Source organism: Microbacterium sp. NPDC090007 (assembly GCF_044748345.1).
Taxonomy (GTDB): domain Bacteria; phylum Actinomycetota; class Actinomycetes; order Actinomycetales; family Microbacteriaceae; genus Microbacterium.
On record NZ_JBIVFV010000001.1, the window covers coordinates 1,140,634 to 1,161,089 of the forward strand.

The 20,456-nt window shown below is 70.2% G+C and carries 22 protein-coding genes; 9 read left to right on the forward strand and 13 right to left on the reverse strand.

The genetic code is table 11. The annotated features are described in order from the left end of the window. Positions 1 to 62 precede the first annotated feature (62 nt). Both ACIPVB_RS05365 and ACIPVB_RS05370 read right to left on the reverse strand, forming a co-directional pair. Entirely contained in the window at positions 63 to 1,304 is a 1,242-nt protein-coding gene (locus ACIPVB_RS05365) for an acyl-CoA dehydrogenase family protein (RefSeq protein WP_400367485.1), read from the reverse strand. A gap of 471 nt (positions 1,305 to 1,775) precedes the next feature. Then, positions 1,776 to 2,444, reverse strand: a complete 669-nt coding sequence (locus ACIPVB_RS05370; protein WP_400367486.1) for a TetR/AcrR family transcriptional regulator — start codon at positions 2,442 to 2,444, stop codon at positions 1,776 to 1,778. Between the two features lie 119 nt (positions 2,445 to 2,563). On the opposite strand from ACIPVB_RS05370, the gene ACIPVB_RS05375 reads away from it, so the two are divergent. Beyond that, a complete protein-coding gene (locus ACIPVB_RS05375) occupies positions 2,564 to 4,039 on the forward strand; it encodes an FAD-dependent oxidoreductase (RefSeq protein WP_400367487.1) in 1,476 nt (491 codons plus the stop codon). Positions 4,040 to 4,051: 12 nt separating this feature from the next. Here ACIPVB_RS05375 and ACIPVB_RS05380 read toward each other — a convergent pair whose 3' ends face one another. Both ACIPVB_RS05380 and ACIPVB_RS05385 read right to left on the reverse strand, forming a co-directional pair. Beyond that, entirely contained in the window at positions 4,052 to 4,684 is a 633-nt protein-coding gene (locus tag ACIPVB_RS05380) for a LysE family translocator (protein WP_400367488.1), read from the reverse strand. A gap of 47 nt (positions 4,685 to 4,731) precedes the next feature. Then, a complete protein-coding gene (locus ACIPVB_RS05385; protein ID WP_400367489.1) occupies positions 4,732 to 5,037 on the reverse strand; it encodes a (2Fe-2S)-binding protein in 306 nt (101 codons plus the stop codon). 6 nt (positions 5,038 to 5,043) lie between these two features. Here ACIPVB_RS05385 and ACIPVB_RS05390 point away from each other — a divergent pair, with 6 nt between their 5' ends. Next, positions 5,044 to 5,883: a nucleotidyl transferase AbiEii/AbiGii toxin family protein gene (locus tag ACIPVB_RS05390; protein WP_400367490.1), complete on the forward strand. Its 840-nt coding sequence runs from the start codon at positions 5,044 to 5,046 to the stop codon at positions 5,881 to 5,883. A 14-nt stretch (positions 5,884 to 5,897) separates the two neighbouring features. On the opposite strand, the gene ACIPVB_RS05395 is transcribed toward ACIPVB_RS05390, so the two are convergent. After that, the gene (locus tag ACIPVB_RS05395) at positions 5,898 to 6,452 is read right to left on the reverse strand and encodes a CGNR zinc finger domain-containing protein (RefSeq protein WP_400367491.1); all 555 of its coding nucleotides are present in this window, start codon (positions 6,450 to 6,452) and stop codon (positions 5,898 to 5,900) included. A gap of 86 nt (positions 6,453 to 6,538) precedes the next feature. Between ACIPVB_RS05395 and ACIPVB_RS05400 the strand changes: the two genes are divergently transcribed. From ACIPVB_RS05400 to ACIPVB_RS05430, 7 genes are all read left to right on the forward strand, one after another. After that, a complete protein-coding gene (locus ACIPVB_RS05400; protein WP_400367492.1) occupies positions 6,539 to 7,720 on the forward strand; it encodes an epoxide hydrolase family protein in 1,182 nt (393 codons plus the stop codon). A 459-nt stretch (positions 7,721 to 8,179) separates the two neighbouring features. Then, on the forward strand, positions 8,180 to 9,109 hold the full coding sequence (locus ACIPVB_RS05405) for a hypothetical protein (protein ID WP_400367493.1): 930 nt from the start codon (positions 8,180 to 8,182) through the stop codon (positions 9,107 to 9,109). Then, complete coding sequence (locus tag ACIPVB_RS05410) at positions 9,106 to 9,852, forward strand: ATP-binding cassette domain-containing protein (RefSeq protein ID WP_400367494.1); 747 nt, start codon at positions 9,106 to 9,108, stop codon at positions 9,850 to 9,852. The genes ACIPVB_RS05405 and ACIPVB_RS05410 overlap by 4 nt, the downstream gene beginning before the upstream one ends. Then, a complete protein-coding gene (locus tag ACIPVB_RS05415; RefSeq protein WP_400367495.1) occupies positions 9,849 to 11,294 on the forward strand; it encodes a hypothetical protein in 1,446 nt (481 codons plus the stop codon). The genes ACIPVB_RS05410 and ACIPVB_RS05415 overlap by 4 nt, the downstream gene beginning before the upstream one ends. Next, a complete protein-coding gene (locus tag ACIPVB_RS05420) occupies positions 11,291 to 11,608 on the forward strand; it encodes a transcriptional regulator (protein WP_400367496.1) in 318 nt (105 codons plus the stop codon). Before ACIPVB_RS05415 ends, ACIPVB_RS05420 begins: the two co-directional genes overlap by 4 nt. Positions 11,609 to 11,717: 109 nt before the next feature. Continuing rightward, positions 11,718 to 12,155 (forward strand): methyltransferase family protein, encoded by a 438-nt coding sequence (locus tag ACIPVB_RS05425; RefSeq protein ID WP_400367497.1) that lies wholly within the window; start codon positions 11,718 to 11,720, stop codon positions 12,153 to 12,155. A 372-nt stretch (positions 12,156 to 12,527) separates the two neighbouring features. After that, positions 12,528 to 12,785 carry a nuclease gene (locus ACIPVB_RS05430; protein ID WP_400367498.1) on the forward strand — a complete coding sequence of 86 codons (258 nt, stop codon included), beginning with the start codon at positions 12,528 to 12,530 and terminating at the stop codon, positions 12,783 to 12,785. Positions 12,786 to 12,833: 48 nt separating this feature from the next. Here ACIPVB_RS05430 and ACIPVB_RS05435 read toward each other — a convergent pair whose 3' ends face one another. The 8 genes from ACIPVB_RS05435 to ACIPVB_RS05470 form a co-directional block, all read right to left on the reverse strand. Continuing rightward, positions 12,834 to 13,187 (reverse strand): aldehyde dehydrogenase, encoded by a 354-nt coding sequence (locus ACIPVB_RS05435; protein ID WP_400368189.1) that lies wholly within the window; start codon positions 13,185 to 13,187, stop codon positions 12,834 to 12,836. A 391-nt stretch (positions 13,188 to 13,578) separates the two neighbouring features. Then, positions 13,579 to 13,788: a DUF1653 domain-containing protein gene (locus tag ACIPVB_RS05440; protein ID WP_400367499.1), complete on the reverse strand. Its 210-nt coding sequence runs from the start codon at positions 13,786 to 13,788 to the stop codon at positions 13,579 to 13,581. 113 nt (positions 13,789 to 13,901) lie between these two features. Beyond that, positions 13,902 to 14,402, reverse strand: a complete 501-nt coding sequence (locus ACIPVB_RS05445; RefSeq protein WP_400367500.1) for a small multidrug efflux protein — start codon at positions 14,400 to 14,402, stop codon at positions 13,902 to 13,904. 297 nt (positions 14,403 to 14,699) lie between these two features. Further along, entirely contained in the window at positions 14,700 to 15,362 is a 663-nt protein-coding gene (locus ACIPVB_RS05450) for a hypothetical protein (protein ID WP_400367501.1), read from the reverse strand. Further along, positions 15,359 to 16,006: a hypothetical protein gene (locus ACIPVB_RS05455; protein WP_400367502.1), complete on the reverse strand. Its 648-nt coding sequence runs from the start codon at positions 16,004 to 16,006 to the stop codon at positions 15,359 to 15,361. The genes ACIPVB_RS05450 and ACIPVB_RS05455 overlap by 4 nt, the downstream gene beginning before the upstream one ends. Positions 16,007 to 16,182: 176 nt before the next feature. After that, a complete protein-coding gene (locus ACIPVB_RS05460; protein WP_400367503.1) occupies positions 16,183 to 17,757 on the reverse strand; it encodes a carbohydrate-binding domain-containing protein in 1,575 nt (524 codons plus the stop codon). Further along, on the reverse strand, positions 17,742 to 18,566 hold the full coding sequence (locus ACIPVB_RS05465) for a polyphosphate polymerase domain-containing protein (protein ID WP_400367504.1): 825 nt from the start codon (positions 18,564 to 18,566) through the stop codon (positions 17,742 to 17,744). The genes ACIPVB_RS05460 and ACIPVB_RS05465 overlap by 16 nt, the downstream gene beginning before the upstream one ends. Next, positions 18,563 to 20,455: a DUF4956 domain-containing protein gene (locus ACIPVB_RS05470; RefSeq protein ID WP_400367505.1), complete on the reverse strand. Its 1,893-nt coding sequence runs from the start codon at positions 20,453 to 20,455 to the stop codon at positions 18,563 to 18,565. The genes ACIPVB_RS05465 and ACIPVB_RS05470 overlap by 4 nt, the downstream gene beginning before the upstream one ends. Position 20,456: the final 1 nt, after the last annotated feature.

The following is a 20,456-nucleotide window of genomic DNA, read 5'->3' on the forward strand; positions in this document are numbered from 1 at the left end:
GCCCGCGTGGGTTGCGCCGCCTCCGGCTGCGGATTAGGTCGCCGTCGCCGTCTCGGCGGGGCTCAGACGAAGGCGCTCATGCCGGTGATGTCGCGGCCCAGCAGGAGCGCCTGGACGCTCTCGGTGCCCTCGTACGTGTGGATCGCTTCGATGTCGGCCATGTGCTGCATGACCCCGTTCTCGAGCAGGATGCCGTTGCCGCCCAGCAGGTCGCGCGCGATCTGCGCCACGCGGCGCGCGGCGCGCGTGTTGTGGTACTTCGCCAGCGAGGCCTGCGTGGGGCGGAGGCCGCCGGTGGTCTCGAGGTCGGCGAGGCGGCGGCAGTACAGCTGCATCGCGGTCAGCTCATCGAGCATCTGCGTGAGCCGTTCCTGCACCATCTGGAACTTCGCGAGGGGCTTACCGAACTGCGTCCGCTCGGTGGCGTAGGTACGGGCGATCTCGTAGCACGCCGTCGCGTGACCGAGCGCCGACCAGGCCACACCCGATCGCGTGGCGAACAGCACGACCGAGGCGTCCTTGAAGGTGTGCGTTCCCGGCAGCACGGCGTCGGCGGGCAGGCGCACGTCATCCATCGCGATGTGGGCTTGGTGGATGCCGCGCAGCGACACCTTTCCGGTGATCACGGTGCCGGTGTAGCCCGGGGTGTCCTGCTCGACGAGGAAGCAGCGGACGTCGCCGTGATCCTCGCCGCCCTCGTGGTCCACCCGTGCCCAGACGAAGGTGATGCCGCCGGAGGCGCCGTTGCCGATCCACTTCTTGCTCCCGCGGAGCGACCAGCCGTCGGCGGTGCGCGTCGCGGTCGTCTCGAGCGAGACCGAGTCGGACCCGTGGTCGGGTTCGGTCAGCGCGAAGGCGCCCGGGACCGTGCCGTCGGCGAGCGGCTGGAGCCAGCGCTGCTGCTGCTCGGGTGAGCCGTAGAAGGCGAGGGTGCGCAGGGCGAGTCCGCCCTGCACGGCGAGGGCCGTGGCGAGCGAGCCGTCGTGCCGCGAGATCTCCATGTTGACCAGGCCCGCGGCGAGCGGAGAGGTGTACGGGAGCTCGGCGTGCTCGATGCCGTCGGTGAACAGCTCGAGTTCTCCCATGCGCTGCAGCAGCTCGACCGGGTAGGTCGCGGCATCCCATTCGCCCTGCATGCGGGTGCCCACCTCGTCGGCGAACGCCTTGGCGCGGTCCCAGATCGCACGGTCGGCGTCGGGGATGTCGGCGAACACTCCGTAGTAGTCGGTGTCGCGGCGGCCCAGCAGGTCGTAGCGGGCGATGCGCTCGCCGGGGAGCGCGCGGGCGTCGGCATCGATGGTCATGGTCTTCAGTATCGCGCATGCTGGTACTCGGTGTCACGCAGACTTGTGCGAGTCGCAGGGGATCCCCGGCCGCGCGCCGCGCGGCGTGCGCGCCCGGCGCCCGCCCCGGCCCCCGGCGCCCGCCCCGGCCCCCGGCCCCCGCCCCCCGGCCCCGGCCCGCGGCCCCGGCGCCCGCCTTCGCCCCCCGGCCCCCGCCCCCCGGCCCCGGCCCGCGGCCCCGGCGCCCGCCTTCGCCCCCCGGCCCCGGCGCCCGCCTCCGGCCCCGGCGCCCGCCCCCGGCCCCGGCGCCCGCCTCCGCCCCCGGCTCCGGCGCCCGCCCCCCCCGCCCTCCCCGGCCGTTGAGTGTCCGAGAAACGCCGAGCGCGCCGCCGCCCGGGCGGCGTGTCGTGGACACTCGACCGCGGTCGGAGCCACACCACGGCGCGGTGGGCGCAGCGAATGGGCGGGATGACGCGCGGGAGCGCGGCCGGACTATTCGCCGAGCGAGGAGCGCAGGCGCCGCGTCACCTCGGCGGCCGGCATGCGCCGGGGGAACGCCGCGATGACCAGGTCGTCGCCGGCCGCGTCGTCGCCGTCGGGATGAACGCCGTATCGACGCAGAGCGTCGTCCAGTGCCCGACGCAGAACGGATGCCGGCACCCGGGCGCCGCGCATCAATCGCCGCAGCACGTGGTTGTGCACCGCGGTCACCAGGGCGGCGAAGCCGACGGCATCCAGGGGGTCGAGGCCGGGCAGCGCTTCGCGCAGGTACTCGTCGAAGAGGCGTTCGTAGCGGAACACCGTGACGATCTCGCGGTCGCGCAGGCCGGGGATCTCGCGCACGATCTTGTACCGTCGGCGCGCGAGCTCGGGGTCGGCGGCGAAATGGCGGAACACCCGCACCGACGCCTCGCACACCGCGGACCACGGGTCGTCGTGCGACTGCGACAGGAACGCGCGGGTCTCGGCGAGCAGCACCTCGTGGTCGGCGAAGACGACGTCCTCCTTCCCGCCGAACTGCCGGAAGAATGTCGAGCGCGACACCCCCGCCGCGTGAGCGATCTGCTCGACCGAGGTCTGGTCGTAGCCGTGCGCGACGAAGAGGTCGATCGCGGCGCCCACCACCGCCGTGCGGCTGGAGGAAGCGGCGCTGTCGGTCACGACCAGAGCCTATCCAGGCGGGGCCCGGTCGCGAGGGGGATCCGCGGGCTCCGGTAGACGATCGTGACCGACGGGGCAAGCGGATGCCACGGCACGGACGCCCGCGGTGGGATGGACGCATGACCTCCTCGCTGTGGACCCGCGACCACCCGTCCGTCGACACCACCCCGTTCGAGGCGGGCGCGCACCACGACGTCGTCATCGTCGGCGCCGGCCTGACGGGCCTCTCGACCGCGGTGATGCTCGCCGAGGCCGGCGTCGACGTCGCCGTGGTCGAGGCCGGCGAGGTGGGCAGCGGGGCATCCGGAGCGTCGGTGGGGATGGCATCCCTTCTGCAGGGGACGACCCTGGCATCCCTGCGCCGTCACCACCCCGCTGCCCTGGTGCGCGCGTACGTGGATGCCAACCGCGCCGGTCTCGACTGGCTCGCCGAGCGCGCGGGGGCGACGGCCGACCGCCGAACGGCGTTCACCTTCGGTCGGGGCCTGGCCTCGGACCCCGCGCTCGACGCCGTCCGCGACGCCGCGCGCGAGGCCGGTCTCGAGGTCCGCACCGACGATCCGGGCGACCTGGGCGGACGCACCCCGGTCCGCGCGATCGCCCTCGACGACCAGCTCGCCCTCGAACCGGCCGTGCTGGTGTCGACGCTCGCGAAGGCCGCCGTCGCCGCGGGGGCGGTGCTGCACACCGGCGTCCGCGTCACCGACGTGCACGCGCTGCCCACCGGTCGCGTCGAGACGTCCCACGGCCCGCTGCGCGGCGATACGGTCGTGCTCGCCACCGGCACCCCGATCACCCGCCGCGGCCTGTACGACCTCAAGACCCGCGCTCTGCGCTCGTGGGCGATCGCCTTCGCGCTGGAGGGGGACGCCGAGGCCCCCGGCGGCATGTGGAGCGAGGTCGGCGTCGAGGGGCGCAGCGTCGTCGCCGCGCCGTCGTCGCTCGGGCGTCCGGCGCTGATCGTGACCGGGGCACGGCATCCCGTCGGATCGGCGCGGTCCGAGGTCGCGCTCGCCGAGGGACTGGCCGCGTGGGCGCGCCGAACGCTGCCCGTGGGGGCCGAGATCGCGCGGTGGTCGGGGCAGGACTACCAGTCGCACAACCTGGTCCCCTTCGTCGGGGGGATGCCGCGGGGCCTCGGCCGCCTGCGCTTCGCGACCGGGTACGCCGGCTGGGGCATGACGAACGCGCCGGCCGCGGCGATGCGCCTGAGCGACGAGATCCGCGGCGTCGCGCGGGCGAAGCGCCCGGAATGGATGCGCACGATCGGCACGCGGCTCACGGTGCCCGCCGATCTCGGCCGGGGGATCGGCGAGGCGACCCGGCGGGCCGGGGTGGCCGCGGGTGCGCTCGCCGCCGCGGCTCCGGCACCGGTGAAGCGCCCCGCCGAGGGCGCCGGTGTCGTCTCGCGCCAGGGGCTGCGGACGGCGGCGGTGTCGACGATCGACGGGCGCACGCGCGCGATCGTGGCACCCGCGCCGCTGACGTGGAACGACGCCGAGCGGTCGTGGGACAGCCCCGTCGACGGCTCACGCTTCGCGCCCGACGGCACGCGGCTCGAGGGCGCGGCATCCGCCGATCTGGGCGTGCGCTGACCCGCGCGCCGGTCAGCTCTTCGCGCCGGTGAGCGCGAGCGCGCCGCCCAGGCCGATCATCATCAGCCCGCCCGTGCCCGACAGGGTCGACAGGCGCTTCGGCGACCCGGCGAACCACGTGCGCGCGGTCCCCGCGGCGAGGGCCCAGACCGAGTCGCAGATCACGGCGAGCACCTGGAAGATCAGGCCCAGCACCAGCAGCTGCAGCCAGACGGCTCCGGCGTGCGGGTCGACGAACTGGGGCAGCACGGCGACGAAGAACGCGATCGTCTTGGGGTTGGTCACACCGACCACGAAGCCCTGCCGCAGCAGCGTCCACCGCGAGGCGGGCGCGCGCGAGGGCCCGGCCGCGTGGTCGCGGCGGTGACGGATGGCCTGGATGCCGAGCCACACGAGGTACGCGGCCCCGACGACCTTGAGCACGGTGAACGCGACGATCGACGATGCCACGAGGGCGCCGACGCCGAAGGCCGTGGCGAGGATCGCGGGGATGTTGCCGATCGAGTTGCCCAGGACGCTGAGCAGCCCGGCGCGCCGCCCGAGCGCGATGGAGCGACCGATCACGAAGAGCACGCCCGGTCCCGGGATGACGATCAGCACGACCGACGCGGCGACGAACGCCAGGAGGGACTCGATGGGAGGCACGCGTGAACTGTACAGCCGCCACGGCATGGCCGGGGAGCCCCGCAGCCTCAGGCCGGCACGACCTCGCGCGCGAGCAGCTCGGTGATCCGGCCCACGCACCCGCCGCAGCCGGTGCCGGCGCGGGTGGCCGCTTTCACGCAGGCGACGGTGGGTTCTGCGGCCGAGGCGGCCTCGCGGATCGCCCCGGCGCTCACGCCGTTGCACCAGCAGACGGTGGCGTCCGCAGCGAAGGGGTCGGCGACGACGGCCATACCCGCGTCGGGCGCGTCGAGCCGCAGCAGCGACGAGCGGTCGGCGGGCAGCTCCGAGTCGCGCTCGAACAGCAGGGTCAGCTCCGCGCCGGTGCGCGGCATCCCGACGTGAGCGGCGTCGAGACCTTCCGAACAATCCGGGCGCTCGCCCGTTCGGGCGCCGCGAACGGCGCCCCCGTGGCAACGCAGGAGTATCTCCTCAGGCACGCGCTCGAGTCCTTTCTCGCGAGGCTCACGCGGACGCCGCATGCGGAGGATCTGGTCCTAAGGGTGGGCTCCTGCTCGGTGCATATGGCGTCCGCCGTTCCACCAGGGACGCCGACTCGAACGCGATCGCTGCTGATGTCACACCCGACGCATCTTCACCGGGTCGTCCGCGACGTTGCCGCCGTCGAAGCCGACGACGGCGTCGAGTTTCTGCTCGACAGTCTGGTGGTGACGGACATTCGCGATGACGCGACCTACCCCGGCATCCGGCTTCGTCTCAAGGCGCGTGTGGGGAGCTGGCGGGGAGTCATCGCGTGGGACGTGTCGGCGGGCGATCCCATCGTCCCTGCGCCGCGCTGGGTGACACTGCCTCGTCTTCTGGGAGAGCCCATCAGGCTCCTGGGGTACGCGCCGGAGTCGACGATCGCGGAAAAAGGCGTGACGATCCTGGAGAGGGGGGTCACGAGCACTCGCTGGCGCGACTACGTCGACATCGTGACTCTCGGTGTAGCGGGCGTCGACCCCGCCCTGCTGCGCGAGTCTGCTCGAGCTGTGGCGTCGCACCGAGGTGTCGATCTGCAGGTGATCGGACCCGTCCTTGAGGGATACGGTGCTGTCAGCCAGCGCAAGTGGGCCGCCTGGCGACGAAAAGAGCGGCTCGAAGGCGTGAGCGAGGAGAGCCTCGACGATCAGATCCTTCGCGTTGCTGCCATTCTCGATCCCGTCTTCGGAGAAGAGTGACCGCCTATCCCGTGCTACCCCCGCCGCGCCTTCAACCGCGTCTTCTTCTCGTGATTCCCGCACGTGTTCATGTCGCACCACCGGCGCGTGCGGCCGCGACTGGTGTCGAAGAACGCCGCGCGACAGGTGGGGGAGGCGCAGAGAGCGAGGGTGCCGGGACGCACTCCGGCGAGGATCTCGATCGCGTCGGCCGCTACGACCCCGAGGGCCGCCGCGACGGTGGCGGGCTGCCCGAGGAGCCAACGCCGGTGACCGTCCTCGTCGAGCACAGCCACAGCGCCGCCACGTGCGCTGAAACCGTTGATGACCTCGACTGCCTCACGGGGTCGTGGCTGGCCGACGGCCCGAGCGGTTGCCGCCACGTGGATCGCCTCGCGTAGCTCTACCGCGGCGGCGAGGTCGTGGGCTGAGCACGCGTCAACCGCAAGGCCCATCTCGCGCAGCCAATCCGCGAGGCGCGCAGGGGTGGGGATGCGCTCCGCGGGCGTGCCGAGGCGCTCCGTGAGGGTCCCCGTGAAGGTGGTGGCGAGCACGGAACCATACCGGAACTCCGGATCGCGATCGGGCATGGAACCAGCATAGGTGGTTCCGTAAGAAGCATCTCGGATGCTAGAACCGTCACAGCCGGTTCCACGCCGGGCGATGAGGGGCAGCGATGACCGACCAGACCACCGACGACCGCATTGAGCCCTTCGAGGCGCGCGTCAGCAGTGAGGATCTCGAAGAGCTGCGTGCGCGCCTGGCCTCGACGCGACTGCCCGAACCTGCGACGACACCCCGCGACGCGCAGGGGCGCGATCGGTGGGAGCAAGGCCCGCCCCTCGCCGACATCGTCGAGCTGATCGAGTACTGGCGGACCGGGTACGACTGGCGGGCGTTCGAACGCCGCCTGAACGAGATTGGCCAGTTCCGCACGGTCATCGACGGGCTCGGCATCTATTTCCTCCACCGCCGTTCGCCGCAGCCGGACGCCACCCCGCTCGTCCTGACCCACGGCTGGCCGGGCAGCGTCGCCGAATTCGTCGACATCATCGACGAGCTCGCCGAGCCTCAGGATGCCGCGAACCCGGCGTTCCACCTCGTCGTGCCGTCGCTGCCTGGATTCGGCTTCTCCGACAAGCCCGTCGACGAGGGATGGGGCACCGAGCGCATCGCGGCTGCGTGGGTCGAGCTCATGAGCAGGCTCGGGTACGACCGCTTCCTCGCTCACGGGGGCGACTGGGGTGGGCCGGTCACCATCGCGCTCGGCGGTCGCTTTCCGGCGCAGGTCATCGGCATCCATACGACGACACCGATCGCGCCGCCCGGGCTCAGCCTCGACGTGCTCGATGCCACCGAACGGCAGTGGGTCGAGCACACCCGCGCCTTCGAGAAGGACCGCCTCGCGTACGCGAGGGTCATGGCGACCGCGCCGCAGACGATCGGGTACTCCCTGGTTGACTCGCCCGTCGGGCTGCTCGCGTGGGTCCTCGAGAAGTTCTTCGAGTGGAGCGACACCCGTGACTCGCCGTTCGAGACCATCTCGCGTGACCGCTTCCTCGACAACGTGACCCTGTACTGGCTCACGGCGACCGGGGCATCAGCGGCGCGGATCTACTTCGAGAGTCACCAGTCGCTCGACCCCGACCTGAGGGTGACGGTGCCTGCGGCCCTCACCACCTATCCGCACGACATCGAGAAGCATCCGTTGCCTTGGGCACAGGAACGGTTTCGCCGCATCGTGCGATGGCGGCCGCCCGAGGCGGGCGGCCACTTTCCCGCGCTGGAGATGCCGGGGGAATTCGTGCGCGATCTGCGGGAGGGGTTGGCGGCGGTGCTCGCGGCTTCGATGAGCTGAAACATCCTCCGCGCGGTGAGTGCGTGTGGCCGAAAGGAGCCGCGCAGGCGCGGCGAAGGTGCTCTCTCTAGGGACCATTTTTGGCGCTTGCGAGGGTGAAAAGGTGCCCGTCAGTACGTACACATGTTTACATGCTTTCAACCGCAAGCGGGGTACCAGGCTCCGCAGGCAAAGGAGGAAGCAGATGTCTGCCACAACGTCCCTCATCCAGTCCGAAGCAGAATGGAGCGCTTCTGATCTGGCGGCTGCATTTGCGGCCCCCTCGTTCCATCCCAGGCTTCTGGCTGAGGACCCGGGAACCACCGTCGAAGCTGACTGGGCCGTCGTCGGTGCAGTCGCTGCCATCCTCGGGCTCGCGCTCGGGATCGTCGCCTACATCTGCAGCGTGTGTGGGGCCCGCTCGTTCAACTCGTGTTACTACGCTGTGATCAATTACTGGGGTCGGGGCTGCTGACACCCATGCACAGCTACGCAGTCCACGCCGGGGCGGCCGTCGTGCTGGCACCTGGCGTGACTGTTCAGACGGGGTACTTGCGCGATGCTGCAGGGCGCGAGTACCCCGTCGACACCTACGGGGAGATCGTCGCGAAGAGCTGCCGCGAATTGGTTACTACGCGAGAACTCGCCCGTGCAATGGCTCACCTCTTCGGTGCCCCAGTCGCCCAGGTCGAGGAAACGATGTGGGCCTTCGTGCTGCGACTGCACGCGCTTCGCCTGCTGTCGATTCACCAGTCGTTCGCGCGGGAGTGGGGTCGAGATCTCATCGCGTGGCCTTATGACGTCATCGTCATGTTGACCACGAGATCTTTTGCAACCACGGGTCTTGTTTCGCGACGCGTCTATGCGCCTACGTCGGCCAACGTCGTCCGGGCGGTCGTGCAGGGACTCACCTCCCTGACCGCCTCAGCTGTCGCGATCGTTTTGATTGCGGTGGTCGCGACAAACCTCTCTATACCTCTCACGCCCGCATTCACAGCTGACCGCTCGGCGCTGCTAGCGCTCATCGTTGCTGCGCTGGCCGCGATCATTCTCGTGAGTGCGATCGTTCACGAACTCGCTCATCTACTGGTTGCGCGACTATTCGGCGTGACGGTTACCGGGGTGCAAGTGCGGCGCGGAGCAGCATCCATTTTGCTCGCGCCGGGACCCAATGATCGCGTGCAAGCCGTGATCCTCTCCGGCCCGTTCGCGGGCGCGGCGTTAGCGGGAATCTGCGGCGCCCTCCTTCTCGATCTGTTCGAGCCAGGGTGGCAGATTGCAACCGTCGACAACGTTCGTCTCAGCGTTGGGTGCGTCAGCTTCCTGATCGCAGCCGGACACCTCCTCGGTCTGTTGCCGATCTTCGGTGACGGCAGAGCACTACGGACCGACGGGAAAAGTCCACGGTGACCATTCTCGACGTCGCGGACCTGCGCGTTCGCGTCGGCCGCTTCAACCTCGGCCCTGTCGACCTCGGGATCGACCGAGGCGACTTCGTCTCGCTCATCGGGCCAAACGGGTCCGGCAAGACCACGCTCATCACGGCCCTGCTAGGTCTGAATCGCCGCGTGATCTCGGGCACGGTACGACTGTTCGGTGACTCTGCACTCTCGCGGCCGCGCGCGCTTTTCTCGCGGGTGGCGTACGTCACGGACTCTCCGCGAGATGTCCTCGGAGAGTTCACGGCTGAGGAGTACTGGGATTACTGCCGCCTCGCCTTTGAGTCCGCGCGTGGAGCATCCATTGACGGGTGGGATGAGCGGGTCGACACCTATGCCCAGATGCTTGATTTCCCTCTTCAAACCCGACGTCCTCTCTCTGCGCTGAGCCTTGGAACAGCCCGCAAAGCGCAGATCATCGCCGCCCTCTTGCCCGAGCCGGAATTCGTCGTGCTCGACGAGCCGTTCATCGGTCTCGATTTCTTGGCATCCCGTTCCTTCGAAGCTCTCTTGCTGGGTTTGCACGAGCAGCGAGTCACCGTTCTGGCCTCGAGTCACGACCTTGATCTCGCCGCGCGCGTGGCCAGTCGCGTAATTGTGTTGCAGGGTGGCCGCATGGTGCTCGATGCTTCTGTGCCGTCGCTCGGAGGGAGAGTCGAGGCGGCTGTAACGAGTGCCTTATCCGGCGCCCGCACGCGGAGAAGTGAGCGATGAGCCGCATCACTCGTCTGGCGCCCGGGATTGGCGCTGTCGCTCTACGCCGCCTGACCCGCACCCAGCAGGTGACCTGGCCTCGGTGGCGTCTCTACCTACCGCTCCTTCTCGCGGGCGCCGGAGCACTTGCCCTCGGCACCGTCGCCATACGCTCTCACCCGCCCGATGATCCGCTGTTGACCTCGCTATATCCTCCCGCGGCCGGCGTCGTGGTCGCTTTTCTCGCGGGTGCGGGCGTTATGGCGATGGAAGCAACGTGCGATCGTTCCGGCAGTCTCGAATGTGCTCTGGCCGGCCTGCCCATCAGGCCGCGCGAGGCCGCGTTCCTTGTGCATCTCCCGTCGCTCGTGATCGGCGGGCTCGTCGTCACCGTCCCGCTGGCGCCAGCGGTCGCAGCGCTGCTCAGCATCGGTCGTCCGTTGCCCGACACCCTTCTGTTCGTGACGATGTCGCTGACTGCCGGCCTCGTCACGATCGGCATGCCGTACCTCGGAGTGTCCGTCCTTCTCCGTTCAGCGCGATGGGATGCCGTGCGCTTCCCGACCGTTCTCCTGGTCTGGGCCGGCGCGTTCGGCGCGCAGACGGTCTATGCCCTTCGCGCCTTGTCCAATGAGGAATCTCTCGCCCCTCTGCCGTTGACGGTGACCCTGGTGAAGACGCTCCGCGGAACCCTCACCGCGGGAACGGCGGTGACGATCATCGTCGCAGGAATGGGGGTGGCGGTCGTGGTTGCGGCGTTCTTTCTGTTCTCGCGCAGCGCAGGGAGAGCGCCCCTCGTCCGGGCGCGGTGGATGGGCTCGCACCGGGTCTGGGGCGAGCTGCTATACACCCTGCGGGATCCGTCCGTGCGGGCGAACGTCGTCCTCGCCGCCCTCACGAACGTGTTCCTCGCGGTGGTCTACTTCTGGATCCCGTCGGAGGTTCGCGCGCAGGCTGAGAGCATCGTTCTGCTTCCGGTCGGTATTTTCGCCGTCGCTGCAGCCCGACCAATCCGCGGACTTTACCCGGGTTCCATCCCCGTGCAACGACGTCTGGTGATGGCTCCCACGTCGTGGGCGCTATCGACATCATTCGTTGTGGCGGCGGTGGCAGCGGCGACCTGTGCCCCTGCGGTGACACTCGTCTTCGGCTCGCCGGATCCGGCCGCGACGATTCTGCGGCTTATAGGGACGTGGGCCGTCAGCTCAGCCGTCGCGGTGGGCGTGGGGGCGTCGATGCCCGTCGGCCCCCGAAATGTCCTCGGCCACGGACTGAGCGGGGGGATATCGATCGGCCTATACCTGGCCCTCTCCCTGACATTCCAGCCTCTCGGCCTCGACCGCGCGGGACTCCTCGTCGCGCTGAGCGTCGTCGTGCTCGCGACATCCGTCCTGTTGGCCGTCATTGCAGAACGCGTGCGGTGGCGTCCAACAATTTCAGAAGAAAGGGACCTCAGTACATGAAGACGACGGAGGCTGGTCGAAAAGTCCGCCGCACGATGGTTTGGTCGGGATTGATCTCGATCGCACTGTGGGTGATCGCCATCATCATTTCCGGCGCTGTATTCGTGAAGGTGTCCGAATCGGCTCGGGCTGCGTCCGACGGTGCGGTCATACCCGCAGAATTTATCGGCCTGCCACTCTTCGCAGGTTTTCACCGTGAGGGTCGGTTCGGCGTGCACCCAGAGTGGGGGTTGTTCGTGATACTCATCGTGCCGGCGGTCGTCGGCATTCTGCTGTCCCTCATAGCCGTCGCGCGCGAGGCAACACGTGATTGAGCTCATTGCATGGCCGGCACTCCTCGTGCTGCTCGGTTCGACGGAGGTGGTGTTTGCCCCGGCGCGGCGTGGGTCGCATTCGCCACGGGGCGCGGCGACAGACCGACTCATGCAGATGCTGACAGTCGTCGCCGTGGTCGGACCGCCCCTGCTCGCCCTCATTTTGCACGCCCCGCCGAGTCTGCTGGCCGCGACGGTCGGCATCGGTGTCACCTCGAGCGGGGTCGCCTTGCGGATCCTCTCTATGCGAGTCCTCGGGGAGCGATTTCAGCTGACGCCCCGTCAGGTGGATGGAGCCCCCCGCCTGATCACATCCGGCCCGTACGCGGTGGTTCGGCACCCCGGCTACGCGGCACTTCTGCTCGCATTTAGTGGGTTGGCCCTGATCGGGGGTGGGGCCCTCGGTCTGCTCTTCATCGCCCCACTCGTGGCGGGTGTGCTCGTCCGTATCGCGATCGAAGAAGACCTCCTTCGCGCGGAGTTCGGCGCGAGTCACACCGATTACGTCAAAGCGACACCGTGGATGTTGCTGCCACGGATCCGATGAACGTCCCGCGTCATGACATTTCCGCCGCGTCGCGTGTGTTGAGCGAAGGGCGCCAGAAGGCACGTCGACGCGAATGCCGAGAATCGCTCTGGGCGTGGCTTCCGATCGCTCTGCTGCTGGCGTCAGCGATACCCGGGCTGTTCGTCTACTTTTCTGGACACGGGTGAGGCTGATGGGCATGTGCGGCTGTGCGCCACTGGCGGGGCGTGGTTCGCCCACATCAAAGCCCGGCGCCCGGGCTCGCGGCACGACACTTCTTGACGTTGCCTGCCGCTCAGAGCCGGGTGTTACGCCCCGCTACGTCTCGAATCGTCCGCCCCCACGGCATCCCGTAGCTTCATCTCACCAACTCCTCCGAAGGCAGGTGAAGCCATGTCCCGCACGATCTCGTCGACAGTCCACCCGATCCAGCGCTGCATGGCAGCCTCGAACCCCTCCGCGTGGTGGGACGGCCTGGTCATCGACGCCGACGGCTCGACCGCGACGGTCGCGCTGCTGAACGGCCGCTCGGTTCAGCTGCGGATCGTCGGTCCGGCCGTCGACATCGCGGTGGGGGAGCCGGTCGCATACCACCCGGTCGCGGAGCTGCTCAGCGCGTCGGCGGTCCTCACGACCGCGCGCGCGGCATAGTCGAGCGGCCGCCGACGACACATCAGCGGCCGCGCGAAGAAAGAGGGCTCAGGAGGTCGTCGAGGCCATCATGGCCTCGCACTTCATGACCATGTCGTCGCAGGCCATGGCGCAGTAGCGGCACATCTCATCCATGTCGGCGTGGGCGCGGCACTCGGCGGCGCAGGCCTTGCCCATGGTCATGCAGGCGGTCATCATGGCGCTCATCACGTCCATGTTCATCCCGGCCGGACGCATCATCATGTGCATCGTCGCCTGAGCCATCTCGACCATGTTCGAGCACATGGCGCAACACGTCGCCATTTCGGGGCCGTGCATCATGTCGCTGCCGGCGCACATCGCCGCGGCCATCGCGCAGGCGTTGAGCGACTGCATGCATTCCTGCATGGCATCCACGTCCATGGTCATCTCGCCCATGTCCATCGACTTCATCATGGCCATCGTGTCCATTGCTACTCCCGTGTTCTCGGTGTGACGGAGGGACCGGATGCCGCGGAGGGACTCCGGCGTTTCCGCGATGCTACGCCCGGGAGCGCGAGCGACGACAGGGCTCTGAGGAGGTTGCTCAGTTCGTCATGACCGACCAAGACGGGTCGCCATACACACAACGAGCTGAACACCAAGACCCAGCGGGCGCGCACGCGCGTCTCATAGGCTCGCGGCATGGCGAAGAACAAGAAGTACGGGCTGTTCAGCTTTCTTTTCGACGTGATCCTCACGTTGATCACGGGCGGACTCTGGCTGATCTGGATCTTCGTACGCGAGATGCGGCGGCGCTGAGCGCGGGAAAGCACTAGACGACGCGACGGAACCGCGGACCCGCATACCCCTCGCGCTCGACCGTTCCGGTGAACATCTCGATGGGCCGCACCCAGTAGGAATAGTCGTCGTAGAGCTTGCGATACGACACGAAGACCTCCTCGGTCTCGGAATGCCGCGTCGTTCCGAACACCTCGTACCGCTGGCCCTTGAAGTGCTCGTAGATACCGGGTTCGATCGTCATCCGGCCCATTCTCCCGTAGACGCGCTCACGAACTCCCCGTGGTCGCTCCGGCCGGGCCGTGCCCACGCCCGCACCTCCACCCCGACCGCGACCGGAGCGCACGGGCGCGGGACTCACGCCGTCAGTCGGATCAGCCCCAGCGCGATCGTGGTGATCCCCGCCGTCCACAGCACGATCGCCAGTGCCTGCCACCCGATGACGCGCGCGGGCGAGACCCCGGTCGAGGTGAGCGCGGCGGCCGTGAACTGCGTGGGCAGCAGAAGGGGGCCGAGCAGGCTCACGCCGGGGGTGCCGTAGCGGTGGTAGGCCTTCTCGAACTTCTCGCGGCGCGCGGTCGGGGCCTTCTCGGAGGCGCCTCGACGGGTCGTGACGGCGGTGCGCACGCGAGAGGTCGCGAGCACGACGACGACGACGCAGAGCAGGTTCCCGATCGCGCCGGCCAGCGCGGCGACGACGGGGTGGATGCCGCCGATGATGCCGATCGCGGCGGCTCCCTCTCCCTCGATGAACGGCACCGCGCCCGCGAGGGCGACGATCAGCGGCTGCACGAGGTCGGGGACGTCGGCGACGAGGCGTTGGAATCCGAGGACGAGGTCGGTGACGGGGTTCGACATGAGAGCTCCTGGGGATGACGTCGCGGCCTGTTCCGCGGTGTCTCCATCCCACTCGCGACCGGGCAGTGGGGGCAGTGCCGCAGCGTCATGACCGCTCGGGAGGATGCGCTGAGGCGCCCGTGACGAATGTCATGCGCGCCACGGTGCAGCCGGGTGGCTCCGACGCACGACCGCGCGACCTGCCCGTCGTGCGACTCGCGTGGAGCCGGGTGGATGCCGCGGAGGTGCCGGCACGATCGCGGTGTCGCGTCTCCACCTCGACGACGAGGGGGCCGCAGCCCCTCACGGGTTCCGGGTCTAGCCGGCCAGGTCGTCGAGCCACGACGACCGCAGCCGCAGGGCGCGTTCCACGCTGGCGAGCCCGACCAGCACGGTGACGCCCGCGTTCAGCGCGGGCGGGAGATGAATCGGCGCGGTGAAGGTGCCGAGGGTGTCGGCGATCGGCGGGATCTGCGAGACGGTCTCGACCAGCTGCGGAACGGTGAGGCAGATTCCGGCCACGACGACGATCAGAGAAAGGAGGCCGAGCACCCGGCTCGCGCGCGGGTGTTCCCGGTCGAGAGCGGCCCGACGGCCTTCCGCGGATCGGGGATGAGGAGTGAGCTGTCGCGCGGCGCCGTCGGTCGGGATGAAGCGACAGCGCTTCAGCCCGAAGGTGCCCGTGGCGACCTCGATGTGCCCACCGGGCACGGCGAACCGGGCCGGCAGTCGCGAGACGGACGCGAGAGCGCGGTCGCGGAACAGTCGCGCGCGTACCTCGCCGTCCCCGGCATCTCCGAGGTGCCGCACGTCGACCGTATAAGTGCGCATCGTGTCAGCGGCATCCGGGATCTCCAGGGAGAGCTGCGAGCGGGTCAGCACCTGCCACCACCGGAAGGGCGCGAGGGGTCGGCCGTCGCCGTCCCTCGCGCGCCGCTCGGCGAGTCGCGCGCGCAGCGAACGGCGACGAGGGGTGGTCACAGGAGGACCTCGCTGAGGGGGAACACGAGGTAGCGCAGCGAGTACGCCTCCCACACCGCTCCCACGACCAAGAGCACCAGGGCCGGCAGGGACAGGATGCCGAGCCGGCGCAGTGCGCCCAGGTACGCCGCGCGACGGGTCGGTGCCCCCACCCGCGTCGGACGAAGCCAGTCGCGACCCAGCAGGAAGACCCCGAGCGCCAGGAGTGCGTACGCCTGGAGCTCGATCAGCACGGTGAGGCTGTGCGGGATCATGGCCACCCATCCGACCGGCGTGGTCTGCACCAGCGTGATGCCGGTCTCGACGAGCCAGTACGCGAACAGGACGAGACCGGCGAAGGGGACGATGAGCGAGGGGACGACGATGGTGACCAGGCTCAGGCGCAGGACGTTCACCGCGAAGATGACGAGGGCGAACAGAGGCGCGGAGGACGCGACCGCGGTGACGAGGTCGCCGGTGCCGTCGCCTTCGAGGGTCGTCGCGCGGGCGGCGGGGAGGGCGGGGAACAGCACGCCGATGACGAAGCCGAGCGCGAGCAGGCCGTAGGTCGTGGCCGAGATGATCAGCCAGGCGCGACCGTCTTCGCGAACGACGAGGAAGGGGCGCCGCCAGAGGGGCGAACGCGGAGTCGTGGGGGAGGACATGCTCCCATCGCAGTCCTTTCACGCTCCTCGCGGCAGTGTCGGGGTGTCACGACCTCGCATGACATCGGTCAGGGGTCGCGTCTCGAGCCGGACGGCGAGCTGCGCCGTCCGTCCGACACACGTGACGGCCGCGCCCCGAGGGGGAAACCCGGGGCGCGGCCGTCGATCGGGACTTCTCAGCGTCGTCCGCCCATGCCACCACCCATCCCGCCCGCGGTCGCCACGCCGGCGGTCACCGCGGTCGAGGTGCCGTCGACGGACACCGTGTACGACTCGCCTTCGGTGATGTCCGACGACGAGAACACGACCGATTCGAAGGCCTTCGTCGCGGTGTACTCGGCGAGGAGGGTGCCGTCGGCATCCTGGATCTGAATCGTCGAACCGGCAGAACCGCTCACCGTCGCGGCGAGCCAGCCCTGGGCCGATGACTCCTGCGGCGACTCGGCCATGCCGGTGCTGCCGATCGCGACGAGGGTTCCGGCGGTCACCGCGATGCCGCCGTTGGAGTCGAGCGCGCCGTTGTTCTGCGAGGTGGGACCGAGGACGGTGACATCACCGCCGGTCATCTCGATCGTGCCGTTCGAGTCGAGACCGTCGCCGCCCGCGTCGACCACGAGCGTGCCGCCCGAGATGGTCACCGTCTCGCCCGAGTCCTGCATGCCGCCGCCCCCCATGCCGCTGGCGGAGGTCGCGTTACCGGAGGCGTTCACCCCATCGTCGGACGAGGTCAGGCGGATCGCCCCGCCGGCGATGCGGATGTCGGCCGATTCGATCGCCTCGTACGACCGGCTGATCGTCACGTCGCCGCCCGCGATCGCGAGAGCGGTTTCGGAGTGGATGCCGTCGTCCTCGGTCGCGAGCGACACCGTGCCCCCCGTGATGAGGGCGTCGGTCCAGGCGTCGATGCCGTCGTCGGCCGCCGTGGCGTCGATCGTGCCGCCCGCGATCCAGACGTAGCCCTGCGCGGCGTCCTCCTCTTGGTCGCTCTTGAGCGCGTCGCCCCCCGCGGTGAGGGTGAGGGTTGCGTCCTCCACCACGAGCGAGTCCTTTCCGCGGAGGGCGTCGTCGGCGGCCTCCACCGTGATCGTGCCGGCGATGATCGCGAGGTCGTCGGTGGCGGAGATCCCGTCGTTGCCCGTGTCGGCCACGGTGAGCGATCCGGAACCCGACACGGTCAGGTCGCTGTCGGCGTAGATCGCGGCGCTCGCCTCGGCGTCGGCCGAGCTGGCCGCGGTGACGGTGTTTGTGGAACCCGCGGCCAGATGGATCGCGACGTCGTCGGCGGTGACCACCTGGATCGCCGAACCGGACACGTTCTCGATGTCGGCGCCGTCGAGGACGAGAACGACCTGCGCGTCGTCGGGGGCCTCGACCACCACCTGCCCGTCGAGGGTGCCGGTGAGGCGGTACACGCCGGCCGCGGTGATCGTGACGGTCGACCCGTCGACGCTCACCCCCGCCGAGTCGCTGGTCGCGGTGGTCCCGCCGAGCGTCACCGTCGCGGCATCCGCCGCGCTCCACTCGTCGTCGCGCACGACGGTGCCGTCCGCGTTGGCCGCGAGCAGCTCGGCGGCGGCTTCGGGAATCGTGGAGTCGACGTCGGCGATGGTCTCGACGCTCGACGCGGCAGTGCTCTGCGCGGTGCCGGTCGGCTGTGCGGTGCCGGTCGGCTGTGCGGTGACGGCGCAGCCGGCGAGGACGAGACCCGCGAGGGCGAGGGGAAGGGCGAGGGGGATCAGACGGCGGCGCATGAGGTGTCCTTTCGAGACGGATGGGCGGAGGCGAAGGGACCCGATAGCACGCGGGTCCAGCGGTTGCGGGGCAGGTCGGAGCGGAGGGCGGCGAGGCCCGTGGCGTACTTGCTCACGCGCTGCGGACGGTGACCGGCGCGCCAGAGGGCGCGGTCGAAGGCCCCCGCCTGACCCGGCGACTTGGTCTCGACGATGGCGAAGCGCGGCAGCGTGAAGCCCGCGCCGTCGGTGGCGACCCAGCGCAGGTCGAGGTCGACCGTGGCGCGGGAGGGCGTTTCCCCCGGGAGCAGAAGCGTCGTCCGCCGGTACAGCGTCTGCAGGCGAGCGTCGAGGTCGTCGGCGCGGGTCGGTTCGACGCCGATCGCCCGGAGGGCCTCGGCGACCTCGCCGCGCGCCTGCGCCGTGAGGCGGTCGGCGGCGTCGAGGTCGTACGCGTCGCGCTCCTTGCGGGTGAGGCCGCGCGCTCCGCGCGTCTTCATCTCGAGGAACGCCGCCCCCGTGTCGACGTAGGTACGCGTGCGCAGCTTGAAGCGGCGACGGCGCCCGTGGGCGGCCAGGCGGTAGCTGAGCAGGTCGGGGGTGTCGAAGTACACCGACCGGTAGGCCAGCTCTCGCTCGCCGTCGATCTCGAGGGCGGCCGGCGCGCCGGAGGAGCGTTGCAGATCCTGGAGGAGGGATGCCGTCGCCTCGATCGGCACGACGTACTTGCGGTCGACGCGGGTGAGCAGAGCGGCGTCGGTCGTGAGGGCGTCGAGCCCGATCGGGGGGAGGGCGGCGATGGCCGCTCCGGCGCGGTCGCGGGCGATCATCGGGTACCCCCGAGCAGGTGGGTGAACGGGGCGTCGCGCTCGGCGGCGGGCATCGCCTCGCGTTGCGTGGCGAGGCCGGAGTCGACCGACGGCCGGGTCGTGCCCGCGCCGGCGCCGACGCGGTAGCGCACGTCGACCAGGGTGGTGTCGTCGACGAGGTCGAGCTGCTGCACCGTGAGCGCGGTGACCTCACCGCCGAGCAGACGCTCGAGCTCGCCGCGCAGCTCGGCCTCGTCGGCGATGGCGCGGTCGAGGTGCACGGTCTGGTGGCGGGCGCGGGCGAGCAGACGCGGGTGGTCGGCGACGGCGAGCACGGCCACGATCAGCCCGACCAGCAGCAGGGGAGTCGCGAGGTCGGTGTGCGGGAGGCCGCAGATCAGGCCGATCGCGAGGGCGGCGAAGTAGTACGCCACTTCACGCTGGGTGATCTCGCTCGAGCGCAGGCGGATGATCGACAGCACGCCGAAAAGGCCCAGCCCGAGGCCGAGGGCCACCTCGGCCGTGCCGAGCACCGAGGCCACGGCGAGCACGCCCACGTTGACGCCGAGGAAGGCGACGACGAGGTCGCGGCGCCGGTGCCGCTGGAAATAGACGGCGCTCAGCAGGACGGCGGCGATCAGGTCGACCGCGGCGAGGATCAGGGCGGTGGTGGTCATGAGGAACTCCTTGAGGGGGTGCGGGGAGAGGGATGGGAGGGCCCGGGACGCCTGACGGTGCGTCCGGCCGGGCGGTGCGCGGCGGTGCCGTCGGCAGGCTCGGAGACCGGGGGGGACGAGCTCGGGAACCCGCGGTGCGAGCTCGCAGAACCCGGGGGCGGATCGCCCCGGCCGCGAGATCGGCGGATCGGCCCGTCCCCCGGCATCCGCCCGGGGGAACACGAGCGAACGCTGCACGCCGTAGCTCAGGACGAACAGCACCCCCTCGGTGACGACCTTCGCGGGGAGGAGGGCCAAGCCGTTGTCGGTGAGGAACGACATCCACGCGATGTTCGACGCGAGCAGCGCCAGAGCCAGTGCGCCGTATCGCCCGGCCTGCCCGAGCATCGGACCGCCGCGTGCGCGGAAGACCACGCGGCGGTTCACGACGAAGTTCACGGTCGCCGACATCACGCGCGCCGCGATGATCGACGGGACGAGCCACCCGGTGAGCGCCTGCAGCACGAGCAGGGCGACGGTGTCGACGATGAACGCGGCGAGCGACGACGACGCGAACAGCAGCACCGGCAACAGCACGCGCAGCGAATCGCGCACCGGGCGGAAGTGACTCGAGGCGTTGTGGTCGAGATACACGGTGTCGATGGGCACCTCGTGCGCGGCGAGCTGGTCGGGGCCCAGACGCAGCAGCATCCGCTGCTCGTATTCGAAGCCCTCACCCGGGATGCGGGCCGCCCAATCGAGGCGGTCGGACGGGATGCCGCGGAGCCCGGTCTGCGTATCGGAGACCCGGCGACCGGTCGCGAGACGGAAGAGCCCGCGCGAGGCGGCGTTGCCGAGGCGGCTGCGCAACGGCACCTCGCCGCGGAACCCGCGGACGCCCAGCACGAGCGCGCTCCGACCGTCGGCCGCGTCACGGCGGAGCGCATCGGCCACGCGGCACACGTCGGCGGGCGTGTGCTGGCCGTCGGCGTCGGCGGTGACGACGTCGGCATCCGGGTGGTGGACGGCGATGTGGGCGAAGCCCGTCTTCAGCGCGGCTCCCTTACCCCGGTTGCGCGGGTGCGTGAGGACGCGCGCGCCCGCCGCGCGAGCGGAGGCGAACTCCGCCGCGAAGGCGGGACCACTGCCGTCGTCGACGACCAGCACGTCGAGGTCGGGATCGGCGCGGACCAGTTCGGCGACGAGGGCGGGCATCTGCGGGCCGGGCTCGAAGGCGGGAATGACGACGAACACC

What these genes read in the sequence shown, in the direction of transcription:
- ACIPVB_RS05430 (WP_400367498.1), top strand. Translation starts at nt 12,528, where the DNA reads ATGTCCCGCACGATCTCGTCGACAGTCCACCCGATCCAGCGCTGCATG.
- ACIPVB_RS05375 (WP_400367487.1), top strand. Translation starts at nt 2,564, where the DNA reads ATGACCTCCTCGCTGTGGACCCGCGACCACCCGTCCGTCGACACCACC.
- ACIPVB_RS05365 (WP_400367485.1), bottom strand. Translation starts at nt 1,304, where the DNA reads ATGACCATCGATGCCGACGCCCGCGCGCTCCCCGGCGAGCGCATCGCC.
- ACIPVB_RS05455 (WP_400367502.1), bottom strand. Translation starts at nt 16,006, where the DNA reads ATGTCCTCCCCCACGACTCCGCGTTCGCCCCTCTGGCGGCGCCCCTTC.
- ACIPVB_RS05400 (WP_400367492.1), top strand. Translation starts at nt 6,539, where the DNA reads ATGACCGACCAGACCACCGACGACCGCATTGAGCCCTTCGAGGCGCGC.
- ACIPVB_RS05445 (WP_400367500.1), bottom strand. Translation starts at nt 14,402, where the DNA reads ATGTCGAACCCCGTCACCGACCTCGTCCTCGGATTCCAACGCCTCGTC.
- ACIPVB_RS05420 (WP_400367496.1), top strand. Translation starts at nt 11,291, where the DNA reads ATGAAGACGACGGAGGCTGGTCGAAAAGTCCGCCGCACGATGGTTTGG.
- ACIPVB_RS05440 (WP_400367499.1), bottom strand. Translation starts at nt 13,788, where the DNA reads ATGACGATCGAACCCGGTATCTACGAGCACTTCAAGGGCCAGCGGTAC.
- ACIPVB_RS05415 (WP_400367495.1), top strand. Translation starts at nt 9,849, where the DNA reads ATGAGCCGCATCACTCGTCTGGCGCCCGGGATTGGCGCTGTCGCTCTA.
- ACIPVB_RS05465 (WP_400367504.1), bottom strand. Translation starts at nt 18,566, where the DNA reads ATGATCGCCCGCGACCGCGCCGGAGCGGCCATCGCCGCCCTCCCCCCG.
- ACIPVB_RS05395 (WP_400367491.1), bottom strand. Translation starts at nt 6,452, where the DNA reads ATGCCCGATCGCGATCCGGAGTTCCGGTATGGTTCCGTGCTCGCCACC.
- ACIPVB_RS05425 (WP_400367497.1), top strand. Translation starts at nt 11,718, where the DNA reads ATGCAGATGCTGACAGTCGTCGCCGTGGTCGGACCGCCCCTGCTCGCC.
- ACIPVB_RS05405 (WP_400367493.1), top strand. Translation starts at nt 8,180, where the DNA reads ATGCACAGCTACGCAGTCCACGCCGGGGCGGCCGTCGTGCTGGCACCT.
- ACIPVB_RS05385 (WP_400367489.1), bottom strand. Translation starts at nt 5,037, where the DNA reads ATGCCGCGCACCGGCGCGGAGCTGACCCTGCTGTTCGAGCGCGACTCG.
- ACIPVB_RS05435 (WP_400368189.1), bottom strand. Translation starts at nt 13,187, where the DNA reads ATGGACGTGGATGCCATGCAGGAATGCATGCAGTCGCTCAACGCCTGC.
- ACIPVB_RS05460 (WP_400367503.1), bottom strand. Translation starts at nt 17,757, where the DNA reads ATGCGCCGCCGTCTGATCCCCCTCGCCCTTCCCCTCGCCCTCGCGGGT.